Source organism: Martelella alba (assembly GCF_006516955.1).
Classification (GTDB): Bacteria; Pseudomonadota; Alphaproteobacteria; order Rhizobiales; family Rhizobiaceae; genus Martelella; species Martelella alba.
The window spans coordinates 152,243-177,842 of sequence record NZ_VHLG01000008.1; the positions used below are offsets into that span (position 1 = coordinate 152,243).

Consider the following 25,600-nt stretch of genomic DNA (forward strand, 5'->3'; position numbering starts at 1 on the left):
GTCAAATCTCGCCGTCGAAATAATCGAGGCTGGCGGCCTTGCGGCCGATGAATCTAAAGGGTTCGTCTGAACCGTCCTGACGCGAGCTCACCAGAAACTTGTCAGAGTCCGGGTACTCGCAAAGGTCGGGTTCTTGCATCGTCGAAACACAGAGATATTTCAGGTCCTGTGTTCCGGTATTGATCAGATGGTGCGCCGTTTCGCGGCCACCGGCCGGGGCAGAGAGAATATCACCGGCGCGAACCGGGAAATGTTCACCGCCATAACGATAGGTCCCTTCCCCTGAAAGGATGAAAAACATCTCTTCCCGGGTATGGTGGTTATGAAACGGGCAGCAGCGCTTTCCCGGGGGAACGATCGTCAGGTTATAGCCCAGCTTCCTTGCGCCGATGACACTGCCGAGAGGCGCGTATCGCTCGGCAAACAACGTGCCGGCTGAAGCCTCGATGAGCGGAACCTCATCGATATTGACGACCGGCCTCATCAGCCGACACTCCCTTCCAGCGAGATGCCAATCAGCTTCTGCGCTTCGACGGCGAATTCCATCGGCAGCTCCTGAATAACCTCGCGGACGAAGCCGTTGACGATCAGCGCGATCGCCTCTTCTTCGGGAATGCCGCGCTGCATGCAGTAAAACAGCTGATCCTCGGAAATCTTCGACGTCGTCGCCTCATGCTCGAAGCGCGCGGATGCATTGCCGGCCTCGATATAGGGAACCGTATGCGCGCCGCATTTGTCACCGATCAGCAGGCTGTCGCACTGGGTGAAATTGCGGGCATTCTCCGCCCGGCGGTGGGCCGAAACCTGACCGCGATAGGTATTGTTGGAAAAACCCGCCGAAATACCCTTGGAGATGATGCGGCTCGACGTGTTCTTGCCGAGATGGATCATCTTGGTGCCGCTGTCGATCTGCTGATGGCCGTTGGAAACGGCGATCGAGTAGAATTCGCCGCGCGAATTGTCGCCGCGCAGGATGCAGGACGGGTATTTCCAGGTAATCGCCGAACCGGTTTCCACCTGGGTCCAGGAAATCTTGGAGTTCTTGCCGCGGCAATCACCGCGCTTGGTGACGAAATTATAGATACCGCCCTTGCCGTCCTTGTCGCCCGGATACCAGTTCTGGACGGTGGAATATTTGATCTCGGCATCATCAAGCGCGATCAGCTCGACCACGGCGGCATGAAGCTGGTTCTCGTCGCGCTGCGGCGCCGTGCAGCCCTCGAGATAGGAGACATAGGCCCCTTCTTCGGCAATGATCAGCGTGCGCTCGAACTGGCCGGTGTTCTTCTCATTGATGCGGAAATAGGTCGACAGCTCCATCGGGCAGCGAACGCCCTTGGGCACGAAGACGAAGGACCCATCGGTAAAGACGGCCGAATTCAGCGTCGCATAGAAATTATCGGTCTGCGGAACGACCGAGCCGAGATATTTCCTCACCAGATCGGGATATTCCCGGATCGCCTCGGAGATCGACATGAAGATCACGCCGGCCTTGGCGAGTTCCTTCTTGAAGGTGGTGACAACAGAGACCGAATCGAACACCGCATCGACAGCAACCTTGCCTGTTGTCGACTGGTGCTGCGGCTGCTGCACGCCGGCCAGGATCTCCTGCTCCTTCAGCGGGATGCCGAGTTTCTCATAGGTCGCGAGAAGCTCCGGATCGACTTCATCCAGCGTCTTCGGCCCGGTCACGGATTTCGGCGCGGCATAGTAGTAATAGTCGTTGAAATCGATTTTCGGATAATCGACGCGCGCCCAGCTGGGTTCTTCCATCGACAGCCAGCGCTGATAGGCTTCCAGCCGCCATTCCAGCATCCAGTCCGGCTCGCTTTTCTTGTGCGAGATGAAGCGGATAATGTCTTCGGACAGGCCCTTGGGGGCCTTGTCCACCTCGATCATGGTCTCAAAACCATACTTATATTGATCAACGTCGATCTGTTTGACCTGATCGACGGTCTCCTTCACGGCAGCCATATCATCACTCCACTTTATACCGGATTCAAGGTCCGGCGGCTTCTCGTGTTTCTTGCATAATCATCCGGTTGGACGAAATCGCCCACCCACCCCGGAATGCTGCGCAAAGTCTTAACTATTCGAGCGTGTTCCCGCGTCATCTGCAAAGCCACGCGGCGCTCCAAGCGGTGCCTACCGCTTCATTTAATGAGACAAGTGATAATTGTTAACCCCTTGCCGCATCGCATTCAGACGTTTTGGCCCTCAGGCTGCCTTCCCGGACGGTTTCAGCCGCCCGGCAATGCGCGTGAAAGCCGCAATCGCTGCATCGACATCATCATCGCCGGTCTCCCAACCGAGCGAAATTCGTAGCGCGCCCTGGCGCGCATCCTCGCCCATGGCCTTCAGAACATGGCTCTCGCCGACCTTGCCGGATGAGCAGGCCGAACCTGCCGAAAGCGCAATCCCTTCGAGATCAAAGGCGATCTGCCCCGTTTCAGCCTTCAGGCCCGGCAGTGTGAAATAGCTGGTATTGGCCACGCGCGGACTGGCCGCGCCATGGATCACCAGATCCGGCGCCAGGTCACGCATAGCCGCTTCCAGCCGGTTTCGCAGACCTTCGATGCGCTGATTGCGCGCATCAAGCCCCACTGCCGCAAATTCGGCAGCAGCACCGAAACCGAGTATCGCCGGGACATTTTCCGTACCGGAATGATGGCCCTTTTCCTGTCCACCGCCACGCACCAGCGGTGCGGGCATCAGCGTCTCGCCACGGCTGACCAGCGCGCCAATTCCCTTAGGCCCGCCGATCTTGTGGCTCGACAGGATCAGGAAATCTGCACCGATATCTTCAATCGAAACCGGAATACGCCCGACCGCCTGAACCGCATCGACGACCAGAAGCCCGCCATGGGCGTGAACGATTTCGGCCGCCTTTTTCACCGGCTGGATAACGCCCGTCTCGTTGGAGACCAGCATGATTGCCACCATGGCCAGCCCCTTCGACCTGTCATGGGTCGCCAGCAGCGCCTCAAGGGCAGCAAGATCCACGCGGCCATCAGCCAGAACCGGTATTTCATGACGCTGATCACCGCCGAAACGGCCACCTTCGAAAATCGCCGGATGCTCGATCGCCGAAACATAAACGCCGCCAAGGCGGACCGGCGAGCGCCCCATGCGAAAATCGGGTGTCAAAACAAGGTTCGATGCTTCCGTGGCACCGGCGGTAAAAATGACATGTGCGGAATCAGCCTCCACCAACTCACCGACCGCCCGCCGGGCCGCTTCAACCCGCGCCCGAACGGCTCGTCCCTCGCGATGGACCGAGGATGCATTGCCGGCAAGATCGAGACCTTCAATGGCAGCCGCGCGCGCTTCCGGTAAAAGCATCGCCGTTGCATTCCAGTCGAGATAGGTTCGCGACATGCTCATTTTGTCCGATTTCCAGTCTTCAGAACGGAGATATGGCGCATTTTCCTTGATATTACCATGCCGCCTGTCCTATGTGAGCCATGGCGCTTGCGCCAGACTTTTTGAATTGTTCTAAACTGATTTGTAGAAAAGATGACCATCACAGTCAAGTCAACTTTCCTGCTAACCGGTTCGAAACAAGAGAACCCTTTCCGGAGAGCCAATGCCTGAAGTGATTTTCAACGGTCCGGCCGGTCGCCTTGAGGGCCGTTACCAGCCGTCCAAGGAGAAGAACGCGCCGATTGCCATCGTCCTGCACCCGCATCCGCGGTTTGGCGGTACGATGAACAATCCGATCGTCTACGAGCTCTTCTACATGTTCCAGAAGCGCGGTTTTACCACGCTGCGCTTCAATTTCCGCGGCATCGGCCGCAGCCAGGGCGAGTTCGACCACGGTCTTGGCGAATTGTCGGATGCCGCTGCCGCGCTCGACTGGGTGCAGAGCCTGCATCCTGATTCGAAGACCTGCTGGGTCGCCGGCTATTCCTTCGGTTCCTGGATCGGCATGCAGCTCTTGATGCGCCGCCCGGAAATCGAAGGCTTCATGTCGATTGCGCCGCAGCCCAATATCTATGACTTCTCCTTCCTGGCGCCCTGCCCGTCTTCGGGCCTGATCATCCACGGCGATGCCGACAAGGTCGCGCCGCAGCGTGATGTCAACGGGCTTGTGGAAAAGCTGAAGGCGCAGAAGGGCATTCTCATCACCCAGAAGGTGATCACCGGTGCCAACCACTTCTTCGCCGGCAAGAGCGACGAGCTGCTGTCTGAATGCGAGGATTATCTCGACCGCCGGCTTGATGGCGAACTGACGCCCGAACCTGCGCCGAAGCGCATCCGCTGAGACGAAGGCAACAGATGATTTGACACGGCCGGCTCTGCCCGGCCGTTTTCATTTATTGCGCAGCCAGATCACCGCGCGTCATCTCAAAGCTGGTGCAGACGATCCCCTTGACGGTCAGTGGCGCGGTCTCGCGCATGCCGATCCTGCGCAAGACCGCGACCGAGGGCGCGTTTTCCGGCACGGCGAAAGCGATGAAACGCTCGCCGCAGCCATGGGCCAGGAACCATCGTGCCAGCGCCGCTGCAGCTTCGCGCGCATAGCCATTCCCCCATTGTGCCTTTGCAATCGTGTAGCCGAGCTCGGCAACGCCTTCATCTTCGAGATAGCCGAAACCGGCGCGCCCGACAAAGGCCCCGTCCGCTTTCCGGATAATCTTGAACTTGCTGTAGCCGTGATCGATAAAGGTCTGACGCCACTTGGCAATTTCAGATGCCGCATAATCTTCGCTCCAGATCATGCCATCGCGAAACAGATAGCGCTCCCCCTCAGGATCTGAGTGGAGACCAGCCAGCATCGCGGCATCCTCCGGCGCAAAAACCGCGTAGCAGAAGCGTTCGCTTTGAAGAACGGGATGGTCGGGAATCACAAAGGGCATGGGAGGTCTGCTTTGGCTGGACTGAATGCGACAGCAATAGCCCAAGTTTCGCCCGTAAAACAGGTGCACAGCATGGGAAAACCGTGCTAAAGCGCGGCGGTTCCGCACCAAACAGGACACATCAACGAAAAGATTGGGCCATGTCGACGTTTAAATCCGAATTCCTGCACACGCTATCAGAGCGCGGCTTCGTTCATCAGATCTCCGATGAAAGCGGCCTTGATGACCTTCTGGCGAAGGAGCAGGTCACGGCCTATATCGGCTTCGACCCGACGGCGCCAAGCCTGCATGCCGGGTCGCTGATCCAGATCATGCTGCTGCACTGGTTCCAGAAGAGCGGCCACCAGCCGATCTCGCTGATGGGCGGTGGTACCGGCATGGTCGGCGATCCCTCCTTCAAGGATGAGGCACGCAAGCTGATGACCATCGATATGATCGAGGACAATATCGCTTCGATCAAACGGGTCTTCGCCAATTACCTCGACTATGACCGCAGCGACAGCCCGGCACTGATGATCAATAATGCCGACTGGCTGCGCGAGATCAACTATCTCGAATTCCTGCGCGATGTCGGACGCCATTTCTCTGTCAACCGCATGCTGTCCTTCGACAGCGTCAAGACGCGCCTTGACCGCGAACAGTCACTGTCCTTCCTGGAATTCAACTACATGATCCTCCAGGCCTATGACTTCGTCGAGCTCTACCAGCGCACCGGCTGCAGGCTGCAGATGGGCGGCTCTGATCAGTGGGGCAATATCGTCAATGGTATCGACCTTGGCCACCGGATGGATACGCCGCAGCTCTACGCGCTGACGGCGCCGCTTTTGACCACCTCGTCGGGCGCCAAGATGGGCAAGTCGGCCTCCGGTGCTGTCTGGCTCAACCCCGACATGCTCTCCGCCTACGATTTCTGGCAGTTCTGGCGTAACACCGAAGACGCCGATGTGTCGCGCTTCCTGAAGCTCTATACGACGCTGCCGATGGACGAGATTGCCCGTCTTTCTGCCCTTGGCGGTGCGGAAATCAACGAGGTCAAGAAGATCCTGGCCACGGAAGTCACCGCCATGCTGCATGGCCGCGACGCCGCCGAACAGGCTGCCGAAACCGCGCGCAAAACCTTCGAAGAAGGCGCGCATGGCGACAACCTGCCGACAATCGAGGTTGCGGCAGGCGAACTCGAAGGCGGCCTCGGCATTCTGACGCTTCTGGTTCAGGCCGAGCTTGCCGCCTCCAATGGCGAAGCGCGCCGCCACATCAAGGGCGGTGCGGTCAAGCTCAACGACAAGCCTGTCTCCGATGACCGCCTGATGGTCGGTACCGGCGAAGTGACCGGCGAAGGGGTGATCAAGATCTCGCTGGGCAAGAAGAAGCATGTGCTGATCAAACCGGTCTGAGTTTCAGACATCGCACAAATCGTAAAGGGGCGCCGCAAGCGCCCCTTCAGCGTGTTGACAAATCTCGTTCCCGTTCGCTGCCGTCATGCTCGGGCTTGTCCCGAGCATCCAAGCACACAATCACACGAGACGTCGCCTCGGATAAAAGCCGTTAAAAAAACAATAATTTGTGCAACGAACGCGCCAACCGTGTGGAACGGTGATCAGATCCTCGGCGCAAGGCCGAGGATGACGCCTGACAAAGCCACTCATATTGCATGTTTGAGGTGGAGTAGCCCCTCCCTCCGTCGTCATCCCCGTGCTTGGTCCACGGGGATCCAGATCCATAAGGCATAGAATAGACAGAGTCTTTCGCCGCGCAGACGCACGGCGGCTGGATACCTGTGGACCAAGCACAGGCATGACGTCAGAAAAAAAGGGAGGCGGTTTGTCAGCAGCCTGAAGGGGCACGGAAAGCGCCTTACTTCTTGAACGGCACCGCCACTCAGCGCCTACTGAAATTCGAATATCTTGCGGAACACGCCTGGCGCAATCGCCGAGAGCGGGTTGATCACCAGCTGCGGCTTCTCGCTCTTGCCGGTGAGCTTGAAGGTAATCCCGAACAGGCCCTTGTCATTGCCATTGCCAAGGATTGGCCCGATGATCGGAATTTCTGCAAAGATCCGGTTCAAGCCATAGGCCGGCATGAATGTACCGGTCATGTCGATATTGCCCGCAGCATCGCGCGCCACCCCCTTGAAGGTTGCCCCAACCTGCTCGCCACGCAATACGCCATTGTTGATTTGCAGCACGCCCTGCGCATAGACCAGATCGATCGAAGCACGCTGAAAATGCTGATTGCTGCTATTGATCCGATTGTTGAAGCGCGCATTGAGGCTCTGCCCGTTACGGCCGGACGGCGCGGACAGGAAAGTCTTCAGCTGGTCATCATCGATAATGCGAAAATCCTCGATTTCAACATTGCCGCTCCAGTTCCCGCCGGCCTCGATCATATTGAGGGCAAGCTGCCCGCCGCTCATCTTGGGATAGACACCAAGAAAGCGCAGCAATGAACCCGCCCCGTCAGTGTTGAGTTTGACGACGTGCCGTCCATCCCCGGTTGGCGCCACCTGCAGGGACACGGACTTGCCCGTGGCAGTAAGTGCGCCCAATGCAGCCGTATCAACGTCGCCGTTCACGACGGAAAGCGAGCCCTTTGACTGGTCAATATAGCGCCCGCCAAGCCCCATGATGCGGTCAAGTGCAATTGACACCGAGACATTATCCGTAGCGGAACTGCCAGCGGCACCGTTCTTGCGCTTGGCATCACCGCTACCGCCATCAGTCGGCAGATGGCCGTCCTTTTTGATGGTGGACAACATCGGCTCAGCCGAAAACCGCTTGCCGGATACATTGACGACCAGATTGCCTTCCACCCGCTTGATGCTGACGTTGAAGTCATCATCCGCAGTAAGGCTGACATGCGACAAGTCGAGCGAGCTGAGGCCCTCCTTGTCCAGGGTGATCGTACCGGCCGCAGCAAGGCCGCTGCCCGACAATTGTAGATCGCTCAGCTGGTTCACGCCGCCATCGCCAGCCTTGAGCGTGAAGCGCAGTTTTGCGCTCTGGCCCGCAGGTTTCTGCCAACCGATCCAGGGCAGCACCATGGTTGACTTGGTCAGGTCAAGCGAGACCACCTGGCCGTCATTCCCCTTGCTGCTCGCTTCTATGGAAACAGGCCCCTTCAGGATCGTCGACAGGCCGGGATACATCGCTTCGCGCTGCGCCTCGCTCAGCGTCCCGCCAATATTGAGCGAGGCTGAGCCCGCCTCGCTATCCAGTGGCAGGCTCCAGTCGATATCAATTGCAACGCCATCGACCGCAGCCTTCCCCTTCAGCGCCAGCTTGCCCGGAACGATAGAAAGCTTGCCATCGATATTGCTGACGGTGTGGCCATCAATCGGCTTTGCCACGGCAACATCAGTGAGATCGGCGTCAACACTCCATGAACGCGGCAACTGACCATCATCCGGCTCGGACGTGCCGTCATCGATCGTGATTGGCAATTCGGCGCGCACCCTCGCGCTGCCCGTTCCGGTAAAATCGGCAGGCGTGAAATCGGTCTTGTCCAGTGCATTGATCGGCGGATCGGCAGCCAACTGCACGATCGCGCGTGCCTGCCCGCTCAAAAGCGCATCGACCCTGCCCACCGGTGGATGCAGAGATGTGTCGGCAATCTCAAAAGTCCCGTCACTGATGGCTACTGTTCCCTGATTGCCCAGATCAAAATAGCCCGATCGGATGGCAACATTCAGCCTTTCCCCATCGATCAGCACATGGGCGGAGGCACCGATGACATCAGGAAATGTCGGTTTGATCGTCAGGCGCGACTTGTCAATATCAAAGTCGATCTTCAACTCGTCGCTGCCGAGATTGAGCGGGATGCCCTCACCCTCTATCCGGCCGGCAGGAATATCGACCATGATCGTGCCGTTGGAAATCCGCCCTCCGCCGATATTGGCCGTCACCCATTCGCGCGGTTTGCGCGCAATCCAGAACGGCCACATCTGCTTCACGGCCTCGGTATCCATCGCATCGATGGAGGCGTTGAAGGTCAAGGCCGGGCTTGCATCGCCGAAGACTGCGGTAAAGGCTCCATCCATATTGCCCTGCGGGCTTGTCACCATGATGCGGTCAAGATCAAGCGCCTTCTCATCGGCACGATAGGCACCACTGACCTGCGCATCGAAAAGCAGCGGCGGAAGCCCCGGCTCACGGGATTTGAACTGTCCCCCGCTGACCAGAAAATCGACGCCGAAAGCACCGGCCGCATCCGGTTTTATGTGGTCCAGATCGATGATACCGCCCGAAAACGGGAAATAGCTACCATCAAAATTGATCGAAGAATCAGAGAGTTCGAATGACTTCTTGTTATTGTCGAAGCTTAAGTTCAGCTGAGCATTGCTAAAGGGACGAGCGATCCGATCGGCAACGAAACGCCCGCTTTTGACATGAAGTCCAACCAGAGCATCGGATTTTTTGTCCCCGTCAGCGCGCTTGAGCTGAACCGCAACATCGGTGGTCGCCTCAACCCCGATATCCGGTTCTCCCTCTTTATTCTTCCTCAAAAGAAACGGCGTGACGAGAAGATTGGTGACCTCGGCCTGAAGTGTTTCGGTGCGTCCGTCCCTTGCGACTGCTTCCGCAGTCACACCGGACACGGTGCCATCCAGCGCGACCTGGCCGTCAACACGCAGCACACCGCCGGCCATAAGCTGGATTTCCACCTGGCGCAGATTGATATCGACACTCTGATCAGGTGTGGCGCTGGGAAGCGGAAAGCGCAGATCGCTTATGGCGATTTCCTGCGTTTCCGCTGTTTCCAGAACACCGCGAATCAAATCTGTCTGATCGAAAATCTGCTCGACCAGCACGGGAAACCCGTCAACCCGGTGGTCGGTCAGGCGAAAGGGACCGGCCTCAGGCAGAGCTGATGGATCGAAACGCACGCCTTTTACAGAAACGGAATTGATCGACAGCTGGCCGATCAGGAGACGCAGCGGATTGATGGCCAGCGCGATTTCCTGAACATCGGCAACACGCTCATGCGCAGCCGAGCGGATCGAGACACCGTTGACCGTGAGCTCCAGCTTCAACCCCTCACCGAGTCTCAGCGTCGAGGCTTCAAGCTCTGCATGATAAACGGGCGAGATCGCGCGGCCGATCTGCTGGCGCGCCTTTTCGGTGAGATAGCGGTCAACACTGCCGCTTTCTATCACATAGACAATGGCGGCAATCAGGATAACGAGCGCAAGCGTGATGTGCGCCATATAGCGCGCGCAGGCATGTGCTATCCCGCGACGCGGACGGGAGCGAACGATGAGCGGCTTTTCTGCCCGTGCAGAGGGAAAATGATGCAGGGCGGGCCTTTCACGACGCGAAAAATGCGTCTTCTCCCCCCGTATAAATCTATCGTCGCCCCGTTTTTTACCCAAGACTCACAATCCAGAACTTGTTTCTATCAGTCGCCGCCGAAACTGATTCCACGCCCATGACCTAAGGCATGGCCGCAATGATGCCAAATATAAATGACCAGATTTAAGTCCGGCATGTGATTCAGGCCTCGAAACGATAATCCGAAACCCGACGTTCAGCGTAACATTTTTTGAACATTGAAATTGAATGCAGCCTGAACAGGAGACATTTTATGACAGAATTGAAGCCGAACGATGTTGCCCCCGACTTTTCCGTGCCGCTGGCTGAGGGAAGCTTCAGCCTCAAGGATGCGCAAGGCAAATACCTGGTGCTCTATTTTTACCCCAAAGACAACACAAAGGGCTGCACAATTGAGGCCATCGATTTCACCGCCAGAGCCGATGCCTTTGCGGCAGCCAATGCGGTGGTGCTCGGCATATCGCCCGACAGCGCCAGGAGCCACGCCCGCTTTGCTGACAAGCATGCGCTCACCGTCCTGCTCGGTGCCGATGAGGACCATGCCGTAGCCCAGGCCTATGGTGTTTGGAAACAGAAAAGCATGTATGGCAAAACCTATATGGGCATTGAACGCTCGACCTTTCTCATCTCGCCAGAGGGCAGGATCGTCAAGGTCTTCGCCAAGGTGAAGGTCGATGGTCATGCAGATGCCGTTCTGGCTGCCATCACCGAAGGATAACGCCAGTAAAGCAAGCCGGCGGTACGCGCCTGCTGACACTGTAGCCAGCCTGCCGCACACAAGCAGCTATCTGACAGCCAGATAAAGCGAAGCCGCCGACTTTCCTTGACTTTACGGTGATTTGATAATAAGCCGCGCTGGTGAATTCGCATGGCGGTAGTCCTTATCCGTCAGGTTTGTGACAAACAGCACGGAACACGTTTCCCTTTGACCTCATTTTCGGAACTTGGGCTCAGCCCCAAAGTATTGTCTGCCGTGGCCGATGCCGGCTACACCGATCCGACGCCGATCCAGGCGGGCGCCATCCCTGTTGCGCTTGAGCGCCGCGATGTCTGTGGCATCGCGCAGACAGGCACGGGTAAAACCGCCTCCTTCGTTTTGCCGATGCTGACGCTGCTTGAGCGCGGCCGGGCAAGGGCACGCATGCCCCGCACGCTCATCCTTGAGCCGACGCGCGAACTGGCTGCCCAGGTTGCCGAGAATTTCGACAAATACGGCAAGAACCACAAGCTGAACGTTGCGCTTCTGATCGGCGGCGTGTCCTTCGATGAACAGGACCGCAAGCTTGAGCGCGGCGCCGATGTGCTGATCTGCACACCTGGCCGCCTGCTTGACCACGCCGAACGCGGCAAACTTTTGATGACCGGCGTCGAAATCCTCGTCATTGATGAAGCTGACCGCATGCTTGACATGGGCTTTATTCCTGACATCGAGCGCATCGCCAAGATGATCCCGTTCACGCGGCAAACCTTGTTCTTTTCTGCGACGATGCCGCCGGAAATTCAGGGCCTTGCCGACCGCTTCCTGCAGAATCCGACCCGCATCGAGGTCGCTCCGCCGTCCTCGACAGCCGCAACGGTAGAGCAGAAGGTCGTGGCTTCCGGTGTCAAGGATTACGAAAAGCGTTCAACCCTGCGCTCGCTGATCGACACCCAAAGCGAACTCAAGAACGCCATCATTTTCTGCAACCGTAAGAAATCGGTTGCCGATCTCCTGCGCTCGCTTCAGCGCCACGGCTATTCGGCCGGCGCGCTCCATGGCGACATGGATCAGCATTCGCGAACCACGATCCTGCAGAATTTCCGTGACGGGAAACTGCCATTGCTGGTCGCATCCGATGTCGCCGCCCGTGGTCTCGATATCCCCGATGTCAGCCACGTCTTCAATTTCGATGTTCCCATTCATGCCGAAGACTATGTGCACCGGATTGGCCGCACCGGCCGCGCGGGACGCAAGGGCTCGGCGTTTACCATCGTCACCCGCAAGGATGTGAAGCCGTTGGATGCAATTGAGAAACTGATCGACCGCAAGATCGACTGGCTGGATGGCGACCTCTCGACACTTGGTGCCGAAGAGGAAGAGGCCCCCAAGCCCCGGACCCGCCGTGGCAAAGGCGCAGACAAATCCGCCAAGACACCCGAAAGCACCGAGAAGAAGGCGAGCAAGGCAGCAGCCCCCAAACAGGCTGAAGCCGAGGAGAAATCCGTGACACGACAGAAATCATCTGAAACGCGCAGCAGCAAAGCGCGCGCAGCAAATGATGACCGCAGCCGTTCGCGCCGCCGCGATCGCGATGACGAGCCGACACCGGTCGGCTTTGGCGACGATATCCCCGCCTTCATGCTGATCGGCGCCAAGGCCTGATCAAGCATTGCCGAGAGCATCCGTTTGGCGAAAAACCGGCGTCTACCTTTTCGCCCGATGCTCCCAATTGCACAGACACAAGAAAGAACCGCCATTCTGGGAGCGAATGGCGGTTCTAATTGCATGGTCAAATAGGATGCAGGCGATGCAATATTGCTAGAATAGGCCTAGCTTCATCAAAAAGGCGATAGAAACAGACATATTTGTTACTCGTTGTAATATGCCCCGATCTTAAAACTCGCCTCTTTTTTGGTCAAGTCTATTTTTTGACCAAAATCAGCCAACAAAATGACGATCATCAAATTACCAACCGGCGATAGGCCCGACCAAAGTAAAGAAGCGGCTCGCGATCCGAACCGATCCGCACATCCTGAACAGCACCGAACAGCACAAAATGGGTCGCCATTTCCCGGGCTTCGATCAACTGGCAGTCGAATGTGGCCATGGTGCCTGCAAGGATCGGCGCACCGGAAACGCCATATTCCCAGACCGCATGATCAAAGCGTTCGTCATTTTCGACACCTGTGCGCCCGGAAAAGAGATCAGCCAATGGCTGCTGTTCACTCGACAGGCTATTGACGGCAAAATTGCCACTCTCCTGAAAGATCACATTGCGGGCATTGTGACGATTGACACAGGCCAGCACGGTGGGCGGATCATCGGATACGGAACAGCAGGCCGTTGCCGTCACCCCGCGCAATGCCCCGCCGGATGCCGTGGTAACAACCTGAACATGCCCGGCGTAATGCGCCATGGCATCCCGATAACGGCTGGAAAGCGACGATGTGTCGTTGGTCAAGATTTCACTCCGCTGGAAGCTTGAAAACTTCGTCTTGTCATTTCTAGTCGCCCGTTCGGCCGGCGCTTTGACGTGGCTGGCCTACTTACGGCGTTGCTCCCGGCCATGGCAAGGGGTATGACAGAAACGAACCGGAAGATGAACAGCACGCTTGAGCAAGACGGCCCGTATGATGAAATCCAGTCGCGCCCTGTTTCACACCTGCTGGTTGCTTGCCATGACGCTGTCGGCCGGCCCGCAGGCATTCGCCGCCCAGAACCAGACCGTGATTGGCGTCGTTGCACCGCAATCGGGGCCCTATGCCATTCTTGGTCAGCAGATTGAAGACGGCGCACGCCTTCAGGCCGCACAATCCGGCGTCAAACTCGCCTTCATTGACGAACCCTGCGACAATAGCGGTACCGACGTGGCGCCCGCACTGATCAAGGCCGGCGCGGAGATCGCAATCGGCTTTCTCTGTTCCGAAACGCTTGATGCTGCCTTGCCCGGCCTTGCCCAAGCGAAAATCCCGGCCATTACCGTTTCAGTGCGCTCATCGCCGTTAATGAATGATGCCAGAAAGAATGGCTGGCCGATGTTTCGTCTGGCACCCGACGAGCAGGAGCAGCCCGCAGCCATCGCCCAGCTTCTTCTGAAACGCTGGGCCGGCAAGCCGGTAGCCCTTCTGGATGATGGAACAATTTCCTATCGCGAAAGCGTCAACACCATTCGCAACACGCTGGAAAGTGCTGGCCTGAAGCCAGTCCTGATTGACACATTCCGCCCGGCACAGGAGCAACAGCGCTCGCTCGTCAGACGTCTCGCCCAGGTCGGAGCAACCAATATCTTCATCGGCGGAGACCGCAATGATATTGCAATCATCGCTCGCGACGCGCGGAACGCCGGGGCGGATCTGACCATTATGGGAGGCGATTCCATGCGCGCCCAGAATGAACCGGTTGCCCTTGAGAACGGCGTGCAGGCGATGGCGCTGCCCGTCTATGCTCAGCTGCCACCGGCAAAAACGATCGCCGCTGCGGCGGAAAAAGCCAATATCGTCGTCGAAGGCTATGTCATTCCCGCAGCCGCAGCGGTGGAGATTGCCGCCAAGACAGCTCAGGCGGCAAAAGGCAAGCCTGACGCCCTCACCCCGATCCTGGCCAATGGCACATTCGATACTGCCATGGGCAAAGTTGTCTTTGGCGAGGACAGCGATCTCAACCGCAATTCCTTCACGCTGCAGCAATGGCAAAACGACCATTTCGTGCCCGTTGCCAGCGGCAAAAATCAGCAGTAAGGCTCGCCGGCTTCGGACCGGAAAGAGCCCTATCCACCTCTGGAGTGCCAAGATGAAACGCCCGACCTATATTGCCCCGTCGATCCTTTCGGCGGATTTCGCCCGCCTTGGCGATGAAGTAAAAACCGTCATCGATCAGGGCGCCGACTGGGTTCATCTCGATATCATGGACGGCCATTTCGTTCCCAACATCACTTTCGGTCCTGCGGTCATCAAAGCGCTGCGCCCCTATACAGATGCGGTGTTTGACTGCCATTTGATGATCGCACCTGCCGATCCCTATATCGAAGCCTTTGCCAAGGCTGGCTGCGACTACATCACAGTCCACGCCGAGGCCGGCCCGCATCTGCACCGCTCGTTGCAGACCGTGCGACAGCTCGGCAAGAAGGCCGGCGTCGCGCTGAACCCGGCCACGCCGGTTTCAGCGATCGAGAATGTGATTGATGACGTCGACCTGATCCTGATCATGACCGTCAATCCCGGTTTCGGTGGCCAGAAATTCATTCCGGCAACGCTGGAAAAGATCCGTCAGGCCAATGCACTGATCGGTGACCGGCCGATCGATCTCGAGGTTGATGGCGGCATTGCGCCCGATACGGCCGGTGCCGTTACCGAGGCTGGTGCCAACGCGCTTGTCGCCGGCTCGGCCATTTTCGGCCGCCCGGAAAATGGCAGCTACGCCCCCGCCATTGAGGCGATCCGGGCCGCCTGCCGCTAAGGCGGCTGCCTTTTTGCCTTAACCTTAGCGCAAAAAGGCAAGGAAACGGACGCAGCAGGCGGGAAACATGCGTGATTTCCGCCTGCTGACCGGCCGGGCATGGCTTCTCGCGTTGAAAGCATGGCCCGACTTTGCTAAGCGCAACGCAAAGAAGCTGCTGACAAGGACAAGACCCATGATCCCGCGCTATTCCCGCCCCCAAATGACCGCGATCTGGTCTCCGGAAACCAAGTTCCGGATCTGGTTCGAGATCGAGGCGCATGCCTGTACTGCACTTGCCGAGATCGGCGTCATCCCCGAAAGCGCGGCGAAGACGATCTGGGAAAAGGGAAATGCTGCGACCTTCGATGTTGCCCGCATTGACGAGATCGAGGCCGTCACCAAGCATGATGTCATCGCCTTCCTCACCCATCTGGCAGAGATCGTCGGTCCCGATGCCCGCTTTGTCCATCAGGGCATGACCTCGTCGGATGTGCTCGACACCTGCTTCAATGTGCAGCTGGTGCGCGCCAGCGACCTGCTGCTGGAAGATCTCGACGGGCTGCTTGCAGCCCTCAAGCGCCGCGCGTTTGAACACAAGGATACTGTCACCATTGGCCGTTCGCACGGTATTCATGCCGAGCCGACGACCTTCGGCGTCAAGCTGGCCCAGGCCTATGCAGAATTTTCCCGCTGCCGGGACCGTCTGGTCGCTGCCCGCGAGGAAATTGCCACCTGCGCGATTTCGGGCGCTGTCGGCACCTTCGCCAATATCGATCCGCGTGTCGAGGAACATGTCGCCGAAGCCCTGGGGCTGAAGGCCGAGCCGGTTTCCACCCAGGTCATTCCGCGCGACCGCCACGCCATGTTCTTCGCAACGCTTGGCGTCATCGCATCTTCGGTTGAACGTCTCTCCATCGAGATCCGCCATTTGCAGCGCACCGAAGTGCTGGAAGCGGAGGAATATTTCTCGCCGGGCCAGAAGGGCTCGTCAGCCATGCCGCACAAGCGCAATCCGGTGCTGACCGAAAACCTGACCGGCCTTGCGCGCATGGTCCGCGGCTATGCCCTGCCAGCTATGGAAAATGTCGCATTGTGGCATGAACGCGATATCTCGCATTCTTCCGTCGAACGCATGATCGGCCCGGATGCGACCGTTACGCTTGATTTCGCGCTGGCGCGACTCACCGGCGTCATCGACAAGCTGCTGGTCTATCCCGAGCATATGATGCAGAACCTCAACAAGTTCCGCGGCCTTGTCCATTCCCAGCGCGTGCTTCTCGCACTGACCCAGGCCGGTGTCTCGCGTGAGGACGCCTATCGCCTGGTTCAGCGCAACGCCATGAAGGTCTGGGAACAGGGCAAGGATTTCCTCGAAGAACTGCTGGCAGACGAAGATGTGCGCAAGGCGCTGAGCGAAGAGGTGATCCGCGAAAAGTTCGACCTCGGTTATCATACCAAGCATGTCGACACGATTTTCCGTCGTGTCTTCGGTGAGGCGTGACAGCCAGAACCGACTGATTAAAAGTCAGTAGGGGCGGTCTCAGCACGCCGCCCCACACTGAATGGCAACAGAAAACCAAAGCATTCGACATCATGAAAGTCTCAGAAGCGGAAATCCTCATCGTTCCAGGTTACACCAATTCCGGCCCCGGACATTGGCAGACACGATGGCAGAACAGGCTTTCGACCGCCCGGCGCGTTGAGCAGGAAGCCTGGTCGAAGCCCGTCTTTGAAGACTGGACGGCAAAACTTGTCGAGGAGGTCAATCGCGCTGAACGGCCCGTCGTGCTGGTGGCCCACTCACTCGGCATCCCGACCGTGGTTCATTCCATCCCTGCTTTTGAGAAAAAAATCGCAGGCGCCTTTCTGGTCGCACCGCCGGAGACGGACAATCCGAAAATCCGTCCGAAACACCTGATGACCTTCGGTCCCTACCCGCGCGATCCCCTGCCCTTTCCGAGCATCCTGATTGCCAGCCGCAATGATCCCTTCGGCGCTTTCGACCATGCGGGCGCGCTCGCCAATGCCTGGGGTTCGCAATTTCACGATGTCGGCGACGCCGGACACGTCAATGAGCAGGCCGGTTTTGGTCCCTGGCCCGAAGGAACGTTGATGTTCGCCCGCTTCCTAGCCAGCCTGCCTGCTTGATCTTTCGGCATAAGCGGCAAAAAAACCCACAATTGACTTCCGTTGCCAATTCGGCTCCACTACTTTGACCAATTGCGTACAATTGGCGAAGGGCGGGGCGACCTGCCGATTTATACTGTTGGTATCATCCCTTGCGGATGGCGAACTTTTTTGGCCTTGCCCTTTTCCGGGAACGAAAGCCAGTCATGTTCGTTTACTCCGAAGGGATAAAAGCGGGTGTTCTGGCCGGAGAAACTGTGATCACGTCATCGATTGCCGAACCGTTGGAGGATTTTCTGCGCGACAATCTCGGTTTCGCAGAGGTTATACTTGGGCGCTCGCCAATCGGATTTGCCCTTATTGATGCTGATTCGCTGGATGTTCTCGGTGCCAACACGGCCTTTACCTACCTGTTTCAACCGGTCAAGGACGAGGTCATAGGACTTGCCGCAGCAGTCCATCCCGAGGACCGTGTTGCCTTTACCAGCTTTCTTCGCAGGATCGGACGGCGCGATGAGAAGGCCCGCTACATCATCACCCGCCTCGACAGGCCGGCGCAGAACAGCCGCTCGGTGCTGGCCCTTGCCGCCCCGCTGAGCCTTTCCGGTACAACAGCCCCGCAACGCCGCATTTTGCTGCATATCTGCGAACTCGACGCCGAGGGCATTCTGGAGCGGGACGCGACCAAGCGCGCCAAACGCTGGAACTTTGCCCTTATGTCTTCCGGCCTCGGGGTATGGGACCACAACTACCGCACCGGCGAAAAATACTATTCACCAACCTGGCACCAGATGCGTGGCCTCACCGCTTTGTCGAGCACGATGCCCTTTGCCACGACCGAAGACTGGCTCAACCAGCTTCACCCTGACGACAGGGTGCGGGTTCGCTATGCCATTCAGCAGCAGCAGATCGGCAACCCTGCCTTTATGAATTTCGAATATCGCGAGAAGCATGCCGACGGCCACTACATCTGGATCGAGTGTCGCGGCGATGCGGTGGAATTCTACGATGACGGTCGCCCTTCGCGGATCATCGGCACCGACAGGGACATCACGGAGCGTAAGGAAGCAGAAGCCCTGCTGCAAAACACCACGCGCAAGCTCGAACTGGCGCTGGAAACCTCACAGATCGGCATCTTTGACATTGATGCCATGAGCCGTGACGGTTTCTGGGACGAACGTATGCTGACAATTTACGGCATCGACGATCACCCCGATACCGTCAGCCACACGCGCTGGCGCAGTCTGACCCTTCCCGAAGATGTTGCCCGCATTGAACGCCACGGCCATGACGGCGAGCCCTTTGACGTGACAATCTCCGATGACTATCGGATCTATCGCGAGAACGACAAGGCGCTACGCCACATTCACTCGCGCATGCGGCGCTACCGCGGTGAAGATGGCCAGGAGCGCGTTATCGGCGTCAATTGGGACGTGACCGAGGAGGCGCGCCTGCGCCAGGAACTGCTGACGGCGAAGCAGCTGGCAGAAGCCCGCAATTTCGAGCTTGATCGCGCCCGCTCCGACGTTGAACACGCCGTTCTGCATGACTACCTCACCGGCCTTCCCAATCGCAATTATCTTGAGGCTGAGCTACAGCGCCGGCTTGAGATTGCCACAGCCAATACCACTGGTGTCGCCTTGCTGCACATCGACATTTTCGGCTTCAAGTCGATCAACGACACCCATGGCCATGTGACTGGCGACAATATCTTGCGCAGTGCGGCATCGATGCTGCGTTTCCTCTGCCGCCACAATGATTTCGTAGCCCGCGTCAGCGGCGACGAGTTCATCATGATTGCCAGCTACAAGGATGACAGTACAGCACTTATCGCCCTGGCACGGCGTATCATTGCTGAATTGTCCAAGCCCGTGCTGACTGGCGATGGTGAAGAGCGGCCTGGCGGCAGCATCGGGATTGCGCTCAGCGAAGTGCCGGTCACCCTCAGCGCGACCGAGCTAATGCAGAATGCCGATATCGCCTTGCTGCGGGCGAAATCCATGGGGCGAAACTGCGTCGCGCTCTACGACAGCACCGAGCGCCAGCGCGCGGCGCAGGACAAGGCGCGGGCCGATGCGCTCTTGCGCGCCATCGACCGTGACGAATTCATACCCTTCTACCAGCCGCAATTTGACGCCCGAACCGGACGCATCAGCGGCGTTGAAGTGCTGGCCCGCTGGCAGAAGCCCGATGGAACGATTGCCAGTGCCGACAGTTTCATTCCGCTTGCCGATAGGCTCAATGTAACGAGCATGATTGATGCGCGTATCCTCGAAAGCACGGTAAAAGACTACCAGCGCTTTGTGGCTGGCGGTCTCAAGCCACCACGCATGTCCGTCAATCTTACTCCGCGTCGCCTCAGCGATCCGGCACTGATCGACTCCCTGATTGCACTTGGCGTAACGCCGGGCATGCTGACATTCGAGCTGCTGGAATCAACCTTCCTTGATCGCTACGACGATATCTGTGCTTTCAACCTCAAAGAATTCGGACACCTTGGCGTCAATATCGAGGTTGACGATTTCGGCACCGGCTACACCTCGATCGTCAGCCTGCTGAAAGTCGCCCCGTCAGCGCTGAAAATTGCCCGCGAGCTTATTTTCCCGCTGGTGGCAAAACCCGATCAACGACAGATCGTCAAGGCAATCATCGATATCGCCCAGGCGCTCAATATCCGCGTTATCGCTGAAGGCGTCGAGACGGAAGAACACGCAGAGATCCTGCGCGCACTTGGCTGCGATGCGCTGCAGGGCTTTGCGCTTGCAAGACCGGTTTCAGCCGGCACGCTCGCAGAATTGCTCAGAAGCGAGGCTTCTGCTTTGCCAACGCCGTGACCAGAGCGGCCTCGTCGGAAGACGGTGACGGTGCTTTGAGCAAGGCAATCACACGAAACGCCGCGATGACCCCCGGCACGGCCAGAAATGCCGCAAAGCCATAGAGACCGAGCGCCGCCACCCTGAGCGTGGCATGATCAGCATCGGCAGCAAAACCCAGCGCATTGACAACAATGCCGGCAAAGGCAGCCCCGAAGGCAAAGCCGACCGATTGCAATGTCGGCAGGAAAACCGAGGTCCGGTCACGCGAGGATTCGGGTGAAATATCCATCATCGCCTGACTGAGATAGCCCCAGCTAAGCCCGAAGGCAGCACCGAGAAAGATCTGGCCAAGCCCGATCAACACCAGACTTTCCTGCCACCAGGCAAGCAGCATGACCAGGCTTCCGCCAAGCAGAACCAGCGGACCGATGGCGATCAGACGGCGCTGCCAGTCGCGATCGGCGATCCCCGAGACAATAATTGCGGCAAGGCTCCAGGACAGCGACATCAGTGCGTTCATCCCGCCAGCGCCAAGCGGGCTCAACCCCTTCAGCTCCTGCAGCAGAAACACGACATAGACCGTATTGCCTGACAGCGCGAGCGGCATGAGAACCACGGTCCAGAGACCGAGGCCAAGCGGCGTTGTGAGATAAAAAGCCTGATCCGGCAGGACCGGAAAGCGCGAGCGCCGATCCAGCACAAAGACAAGCGCAATGACCACAAGGGCGGCGACCAGCAGCCCGATCTTGGCAAGCGGCTGTCCATCCAGCCCGATCAGACTGACGAGCAGCATGCCGATACCAAGCAATCCCAGGCGCAGGAAGGGTGGCGGAACGGGATCACCAGCCTCTTCATCCTGCTGGCGCGGAGCCATGAGGACAAGCCCGATCAGGATCAGAGCGGCCGGGACATTGATCAGAAAGGCGAAGCGCCATGACACCCATTCGGTGAGCGCTCCGGCCACGAAGGGCCCGGAAAAGCCGCAAAATGCCCAGACCAGCGCTTCCGTGGCGAAAACCCGCGGAATCAGCCGGGAGGGAAAATAGGCGGGAATCAGCGCATAGGAAATGCCGGCAATGATCCCCTCGCCTGCGCCCTGCAACACGCGCCCCAGAAGGATCACCTCCATGGAGGGCGCAAAACCGGCCAGCAGGGTACCAAGGATGAAAAGGAAGGCGGCGGCGATCAGAGAGCGGCGCGCCCCGAAACGGCGCTTGACCAGTGCAGAGCCTGCGCCAGCCACAATCGAAAATACAAGATAAAGCGTGATCGACCACGACATCAGCGCCGCGCCGCCAACTTCCTCCACCGCACTTGGCAGTGCCGTCGACACAAGGAAACTGTTAAAGGCCAGAAGGCCAATACCTAGCGAAATCATCGTCGTGACCGCCAGATAAGGCGGGCGGGCAAGATCCAGCCAGCGAGCATTGTCGCTCTCGAACATGTGTCAGTCTTCCATCTCGTCTCAAACGCCCCGTAAAGAAGCGTTTCCCGCGCGTGGCGCACCGGCAAGGGGAGTGGCAATGGCCGGAGATGAGGGGTCAGGCAGGAAGGCGCTGATAGCCTCGAGCCCCTTTTCACCATCGCTGCTGCGAAAACACAAGGGGCCAGATCAAATCACCGCGCGCCGGACACGAAAAAGCCCGGCACAGCGGCCGGGCTTTCATGCACGTAGAGCGGTGCAAAAGCCGTCAAACCAGACGGCTTTGCTCCAGAGCGGCTTCAATGAAGCTTGCAAACAGCGGGTGCGGCGCCAGCGGGCGGCTCTTCAGTTCAGGGTGATACTGCACACCGATAAACCACGGGTGATCCGCATATTCGATGGTTTCCGGCAAAATGCCATCCGGCGAGGTTCCGGAGAACACCAGCCCGCAGGATTCCAGCTTTTCACGGTAACCGAAATTCACCTCATAGCGGTGACGGTGACGCTCGGAAATCTCCGTCGTCCCATAGATTTCGGCAATCTTGGTCTCAGCACCGAGCCGGGCCTTGTAGGCACCAAGCCGCATTGTGCCACCGAGATCATCGGTTTCGCTGCGCTTTTCCAGGTTGTTACCCTTCACCCATTCGGTCATCAGGCCGACAACGGGCTCGGAAGCATTGCGGTCAAATTCGGTCGAGGATGCATCGGTAATGCCGGCAAGATTGCGCGCCGCCTCGATGACGGCCATCTGCATACCGAAGCAGATACCGAAATAGGGCACCTTATGGGTCCGGGCAAAACGGGCCGCCCTGATCTTGCCTTCCGAACCGCGTTCGCCAAAACCGCCCGGCACCAGAATGCCGTGGACCTTTTCCAGATAGGGTGCCGGGTCTTCCTTCTCGAAGATCTCCGACTCGATCCATTCCAGCTTGACCTTGACGCGATTGGCGATACCGCCGTGATGCAGCGCCTCGATCAACGATTTATAGGCGTCCTTCAGGCCCGTATATTTGCCGACAATGGCAATCGAGACTTCGCCCTCAGGGGTCTTGATGCGGTTGGAAACCTCCTGCCAGGCCTCCATGCGCGGTACCGGCGCGGGGTCAATGCCGAAAGCGGCCAGAACCTCGTCGTCCAGCCCCTCGCGGTGATAAGACAGAGGGGCATCATAGATGTTGGAAACATCGAGCGCCTGAATGACGGCAGATGCACGCACATTGCAAAACAGCGATAGTTTGCGCCGCTCTGCTTCCGGGATTTCCCGGTCGGCGCGCACCAGCAGAATATCGGGGTGAATGCCAAGCGCCTGAAGTTCCTTGACCGAATGCTGGGTCGGCTTGGTTTTCAGCTCACCGGCTGCGGCAATATAGGGCATCAGCGTCAGGTGAATATAGATCGCATTGCCGCGGGGCAGATCATTGCCGAGCTGGCGGATCGCCTCCATGAAGGGCATGGCTTCAATGTCGCCGACGGTCCCGCCGATTTCGCATAGAACGAAATCGAAATCCTCATTGCCCTCCAGCACGAAATCCTTGATCTCGTTGGTGACATGGGGAATGACCTGAACGGTTGCGCCGAGGTAATCGCCGCGCCGCTCCTTGTCGAGAATATTCTTGTAGATCCGGCCAGTGGTGATGTTGTCGGTCTTGGTCGCCGAACGCCCGGTGAAGCGTTCATAGTGACCGAGATCGAGGTCCGTCTCCGCACCATCATCGGTGACGAAAACCTCACCATGCTGGGTGGGGCTCATCGTGCCCGGATCAACGTTGAGATAGGGGTCAAGCTTACGCAGCCGGACTCTATAGCCTCTCGACTGCAGCAATGCTCCCAGTGCTGCTGCGGCTATGCCTTTTCCAAGAGAGGAAACCACGCCGCCGGTGATGAAAATATATCGCGCCATGGGCTTATTCCGATACCGTTTTTATCCCGATTCCGCTAGGGCCAAAAATCATTTCAGCCCGGCTTACACACATCAAATGACAAACAGGCGTCATGCCGCGCACCATCCCCAAGGAAGATGCACCCCGTAGCGCCTCTGTTTGCCCAAAGAAAATCCGGCGGGCTTTGGACCCGCCGGAGGAAATCCGTTTATCGATCGGCGATCAGTCGCCTGTCGGAACGCCGGTCGCGTTCGAATTCTGCGCCGGAACGCTGACGGCAGGCTGTCCGCTGTCGGCAGGTGCAGCCGTTGCGCCATCTGCCGGAGCTGCCGTACCATCGGTCGTCGGCACCGCGGTACCATCCGCCGCCGGAGCCGCGTCCGTACCGGTCGCCGAACCGCCGAGCTGGTTGAGGATACCCTGACCATTGTCGCTCTGCGTGCTCTGCTCGATCCGATCAAGAATATCGGAAGGCGTGCCCTGATAACGGGCCAGAACGCTGAGGCCCAGCGACGTCACGAAGAACAGTGCGGCGAGGATAGCCGTGGTGCGGGTCAGTGCATTGGCTGTGCCGCGTGCGGTCATGAAACCGGAGCCGCCGCCAATGCCGAGGCCGCCGCCTTCCGAACGCTGGATAAGGATCACGCCGACAAGTGCCAGCACAATGATCAGGTGGATAACAATCAATACCGTCTGCATGAAGGTCCAATCCGGCTCCGCAACTGGCGGAGCTTTGCAACTTTCTTTGGCGCCTCTCTACATGAGGCGCGCACGCAATCCAACCCTTTTTTGCAATCAAACCGGCGGTTCGCGCCCGCATGTGGCCAACAGGCAAGCCAAAGGTCCCAAGACTTCGCCAAGATAGGCGCTCTCGCCCTGCGCTTCAATAGAACAGGTAAGCCCGATGGATACCGGTCAGGCCAGCAGGCGATCATAAACCTGATAGATTGCCAGGAAATCTGCCGCCTTGAGACTGGCCCCGCCGATCAGCGCGCCATTGACATCCGGCACACTCAGAAGTTCCGGCGCGTTGGAGGGCTTGACCGAGCCGCCATAGAGCAGGCGGATTCTGCTTCCCTTTTCGCCGAAGCGGCTTTCCAGATCACGGCGCATGGCGGCATGAACCTTGGCCACCTCGTCCGCGCCCGGAGTCTGGCCCGTCCCGATCGCCCAGACCGGCTCATAAGCGATCACCGTATTTTCCGGTGCGGCATCATCGGGCATTGATTCGAACAGCTGCTGATGAAGTACATCGAGTGTCCGCCCCTCGGAATGCTCCTCGCGGGTTTCGCCAATGCAGACAATCGCCGTCAGCCCCTGATCATAGGCAGCACGCGCCTTGGATGAGACGCGTGCATTGTCTTCGCCATGTTCGCTACGACGCTCAGAATGGCCGACAATCACATGGGTCGCGAAGCAATCACGGATCATTTCGGCTGAGATATCACCGGTATGCGCACCCGTGCGGGCCTTCTGGTGGCAATCCTGCGCGCCCATCAGAAGATGGGTATCCACGGTCAGCGTCGTCGCGACATAAAGAAGTGTCGAAGGCGGGCAGATCAGAGCATCGACCTTCTTTGAAAGAGGGCCGCTCACACCATGCGCAATGGCACGGATCTGATCAAGCGAGGACCGCGTCCCGTTCATCTTCCAATTGCCTGCGACCATCGGACGGAGCTGAAATGTCATTCCCGGTTTCTCCCGTGGCTTCATGCCCTTATCGGCAGCCATTACAAATTGAATGCATCCGCAAGCGCTGAAGCGGAACGCACCGTCGTTCTATCTTAGCCGGCCAACGTCAAACAAGCTTGGCTCTTTCAACTGCGCGGCCCGAGGCGGAGCTCTAGGAGAAGCCCTCGGGCGCTTCCTTGTTCTGGCGCAAACCAAAAGCTGCATTTGCAATCCCGCCGCTAAATCGGTTAGAGATCGATTGAAATGTTCCAGGACCGAAAACACGCACCCCGGCTACGCATCAGATGCCGCCACGGAAACGGACCGGATCGGAACAGGATGCAGGCCTGGCTGCGACAA

At 58.3% G+C, this 25,600-nt stretch carries 18 protein-coding genes and 1 pseudogene; 9 read left to right on the plus strand and 10 right to left on the minus strand.

Translation table 11 applies throughout. The annotated features are described in order from the left end of the window. Position 1 precedes the first annotated feature (1 nt). The 3 genes from FJU08_RS13440 to FJU08_RS13450 all read right to left on the minus strand — a co-directional run bounded on the left by FJU08_RS13440 (position 2) and on the right by FJU08_RS13450 (position 3,384). On the minus strand, positions 2 to 484 hold the full coding sequence (locus tag FJU08_RS13440) for a cupin domain-containing protein (RefSeq protein WP_141149521.1): 483 nt from the start codon (positions 482 to 484) through the stop codon (positions 2 to 4). Continuing rightward, complete coding sequence (gene sufB / locus FJU08_RS13445) at positions 484 to 1,974, minus strand: Fe-S cluster assembly protein SufB (protein WP_141149522.1); 1,491 nt, start codon at positions 1,972 to 1,974, stop codon at positions 484 to 486. Before sufB ends, FJU08_RS13440 begins: the two co-directional genes overlap by 1 nt. A 243-nt stretch (positions 1,975 to 2,217) precedes the next feature. Further along, on the minus strand, positions 2,218 to 3,384 hold the full coding sequence (locus FJU08_RS13450) for a cysteine desulfurase family protein (protein WP_141149523.1): 1,167 nt from the start codon (positions 3,382 to 3,384) through the stop codon (positions 2,218 to 2,220). 202 nt (positions 3,385 to 3,586) lie between these two features. Here FJU08_RS13450 and FJU08_RS13455 point away from each other — a divergent pair, with 202 nt between their 5' ends. Beyond that, positions 3,587 to 4,264 (plus strand): alpha/beta hydrolase, encoded by a 678-nt coding sequence (locus FJU08_RS13455; protein ID WP_141149524.1) that lies wholly within the window; start codon positions 3,587 to 3,589, stop codon positions 4,262 to 4,264. A gap of 52 nt (positions 4,265 to 4,316) precedes the next feature. Here the strand turns inward: FJU08_RS13455 and FJU08_RS13460 are convergent, their stop codons facing one another. Continuing rightward, entirely contained in the window at positions 4,317 to 4,859 is a 543-nt protein-coding gene (locus FJU08_RS13460) for a GNAT family N-acetyltransferase (RefSeq protein WP_141149525.1), read from the minus strand. A gap of 140 nt (positions 4,860 to 4,999) precedes the next feature. Here FJU08_RS13460 and tyrS point away from each other — a divergent pair, with 140 nt between their 5' ends. After that, positions 5,000 to 6,253, plus strand: a complete 1,254-nt coding sequence (tyrS, locus tag FJU08_RS13465) for a tyrosine--tRNA ligase (protein ID WP_141149526.1) — start codon at positions 5,000 to 5,002, stop codon at positions 6,251 to 6,253. A gap of 491 nt (positions 6,254 to 6,744) precedes the next feature. Here tyrS and FJU08_RS13470 read toward each other — a convergent pair. After that, positions 6,745 to 8,967 (minus strand): annotated as a pseudogene (locus FJU08_RS13470) (YhdP family protein); the annotation flags it as partial. A gap of 1,472 nt (positions 8,968 to 10,439) precedes the next feature. Here FJU08_RS13470 and bcp point away from each other — a divergent pair. Continuing rightward, positions 10,440 to 10,904, plus strand: a complete 465-nt coding sequence (gene bcp, locus FJU08_RS13475) for a thioredoxin-dependent thiol peroxidase (protein ID WP_141149528.1) — start codon at positions 10,440 to 10,442, stop codon at positions 10,902 to 10,904. Between the two features lie 207 nt (positions 10,905 to 11,111). Next, the gene (locus FJU08_RS13480; RefSeq protein WP_141149529.1) at positions 11,112 to 12,548 is read left to right on the plus strand and encodes a DEAD/DEAH box helicase; all 1,437 of its coding nucleotides are present in this window, start codon (positions 11,112 to 11,114) and stop codon (positions 12,546 to 12,548) included. A 298-nt stretch (positions 12,549 to 12,846) separates the two neighbouring features. Here the strand turns inward: FJU08_RS13480 and FJU08_RS13485 are convergent, their stop codons facing one another. Further along, positions 12,847 to 13,347 (minus strand): flavin reductase family protein, encoded by a 501-nt coding sequence (locus tag FJU08_RS13485; RefSeq protein ID WP_235890691.1) that lies wholly within the window; start codon positions 13,345 to 13,347, stop codon positions 12,847 to 12,849. A gap of 169 nt (positions 13,348 to 13,516) precedes the next feature. Here FJU08_RS13485 and FJU08_RS13490 point away from each other — a divergent pair, with 169 nt between their 5' ends. The 5 genes from FJU08_RS13490 (at position 13,517) to FJU08_RS13510 (ending at position 20,284) form a co-directional block, all read left to right on the plus strand. Next, complete coding sequence (locus FJU08_RS13490) at positions 13,517 to 14,623, plus strand: ABC transporter substrate-binding protein (RefSeq protein WP_235890692.1); 1,107 nt, start codon at positions 13,517 to 13,519, stop codon at positions 14,621 to 14,623. Positions 14,624 to 14,675: 52 nt separating this feature from the next. Further along, positions 14,676 to 15,341 carry a ribulose-phosphate 3-epimerase gene (gene rpe, locus FJU08_RS13495; RefSeq protein WP_141149530.1) on the plus strand — a complete coding sequence of 222 codons (666 nt, stop codon included), beginning with the start codon at positions 14,676 to 14,678 and terminating at the stop codon, positions 15,339 to 15,341. Positions 15,342 to 15,516: 175 nt separating this feature from the next. After that, the gene (gene purB, locus FJU08_RS13500; protein WP_141149531.1) at positions 15,517 to 16,824 is read left to right on the plus strand and encodes an adenylosuccinate lyase; all 1,308 of its coding nucleotides are present in this window, start codon (positions 15,517 to 15,519) and stop codon (positions 16,822 to 16,824) included. A 92-nt stretch (positions 16,825 to 16,916) separates the two neighbouring features. Continuing rightward, the gene (locus tag FJU08_RS13505) at positions 16,917 to 17,471 is read left to right on the plus strand and encodes an RBBP9/YdeN family alpha/beta hydrolase (protein WP_141149532.1); all 555 of its coding nucleotides are present in this window, start codon (positions 16,917 to 16,919) and stop codon (positions 17,469 to 17,471) included. Positions 17,472 to 17,656: 185 nt separating this feature from the next. Next, complete coding sequence (locus FJU08_RS13510; RefSeq protein WP_181409846.1) at positions 17,657 to 20,284, plus strand: bifunctional diguanylate cyclase/phosphodiesterase; 2,628 nt, start codon at positions 17,657 to 17,659, stop codon at positions 20,282 to 20,284. On the opposite strand, the gene FJU08_RS13515 is transcribed toward FJU08_RS13510, so the two are convergent. The 4 genes from FJU08_RS13515 to tpiA form a co-directional block, all read right to left on the minus strand. Further along, positions 20,250 to 21,710, minus strand: coding sequence for an MFS transporter (locus tag FJU08_RS13515; RefSeq protein ID WP_141149534.1), 1,461 nt, complete (start codon positions 21,708 to 21,710; stop codon positions 20,250 to 20,252). The genes FJU08_RS13510 and FJU08_RS13515 overlap by 35 nt on opposite strands. A 247-nt stretch (positions 21,711 to 21,957) precedes the next feature. Beyond that, positions 21,958 to 23,589 carry a CTP synthase gene (locus tag FJU08_RS13520; protein WP_141149535.1) on the minus strand — a complete coding sequence of 544 codons (1,632 nt, stop codon included), beginning with the start codon at positions 23,587 to 23,589 and terminating at the stop codon, positions 21,958 to 21,960. Between the two features lie 202 nt (positions 23,590 to 23,791). Next, a complete protein-coding gene (secG, locus tag FJU08_RS13525; protein WP_141149536.1) occupies positions 23,792 to 24,268 on the minus strand; it encodes a preprotein translocase subunit SecG in 477 nt (158 codons plus the stop codon). A 216-nt stretch (positions 24,269 to 24,484) separates the two neighbouring features. Continuing rightward, positions 24,485 to 25,258 (minus strand): triose-phosphate isomerase, encoded by a 774-nt coding sequence (gene tpiA, locus FJU08_RS13530; protein WP_141149537.1) that lies wholly within the window; start codon positions 25,256 to 25,258, stop codon positions 24,485 to 24,487. Between the last annotated feature and the right edge of the window lie 342 nt (positions 25,259 to 25,600).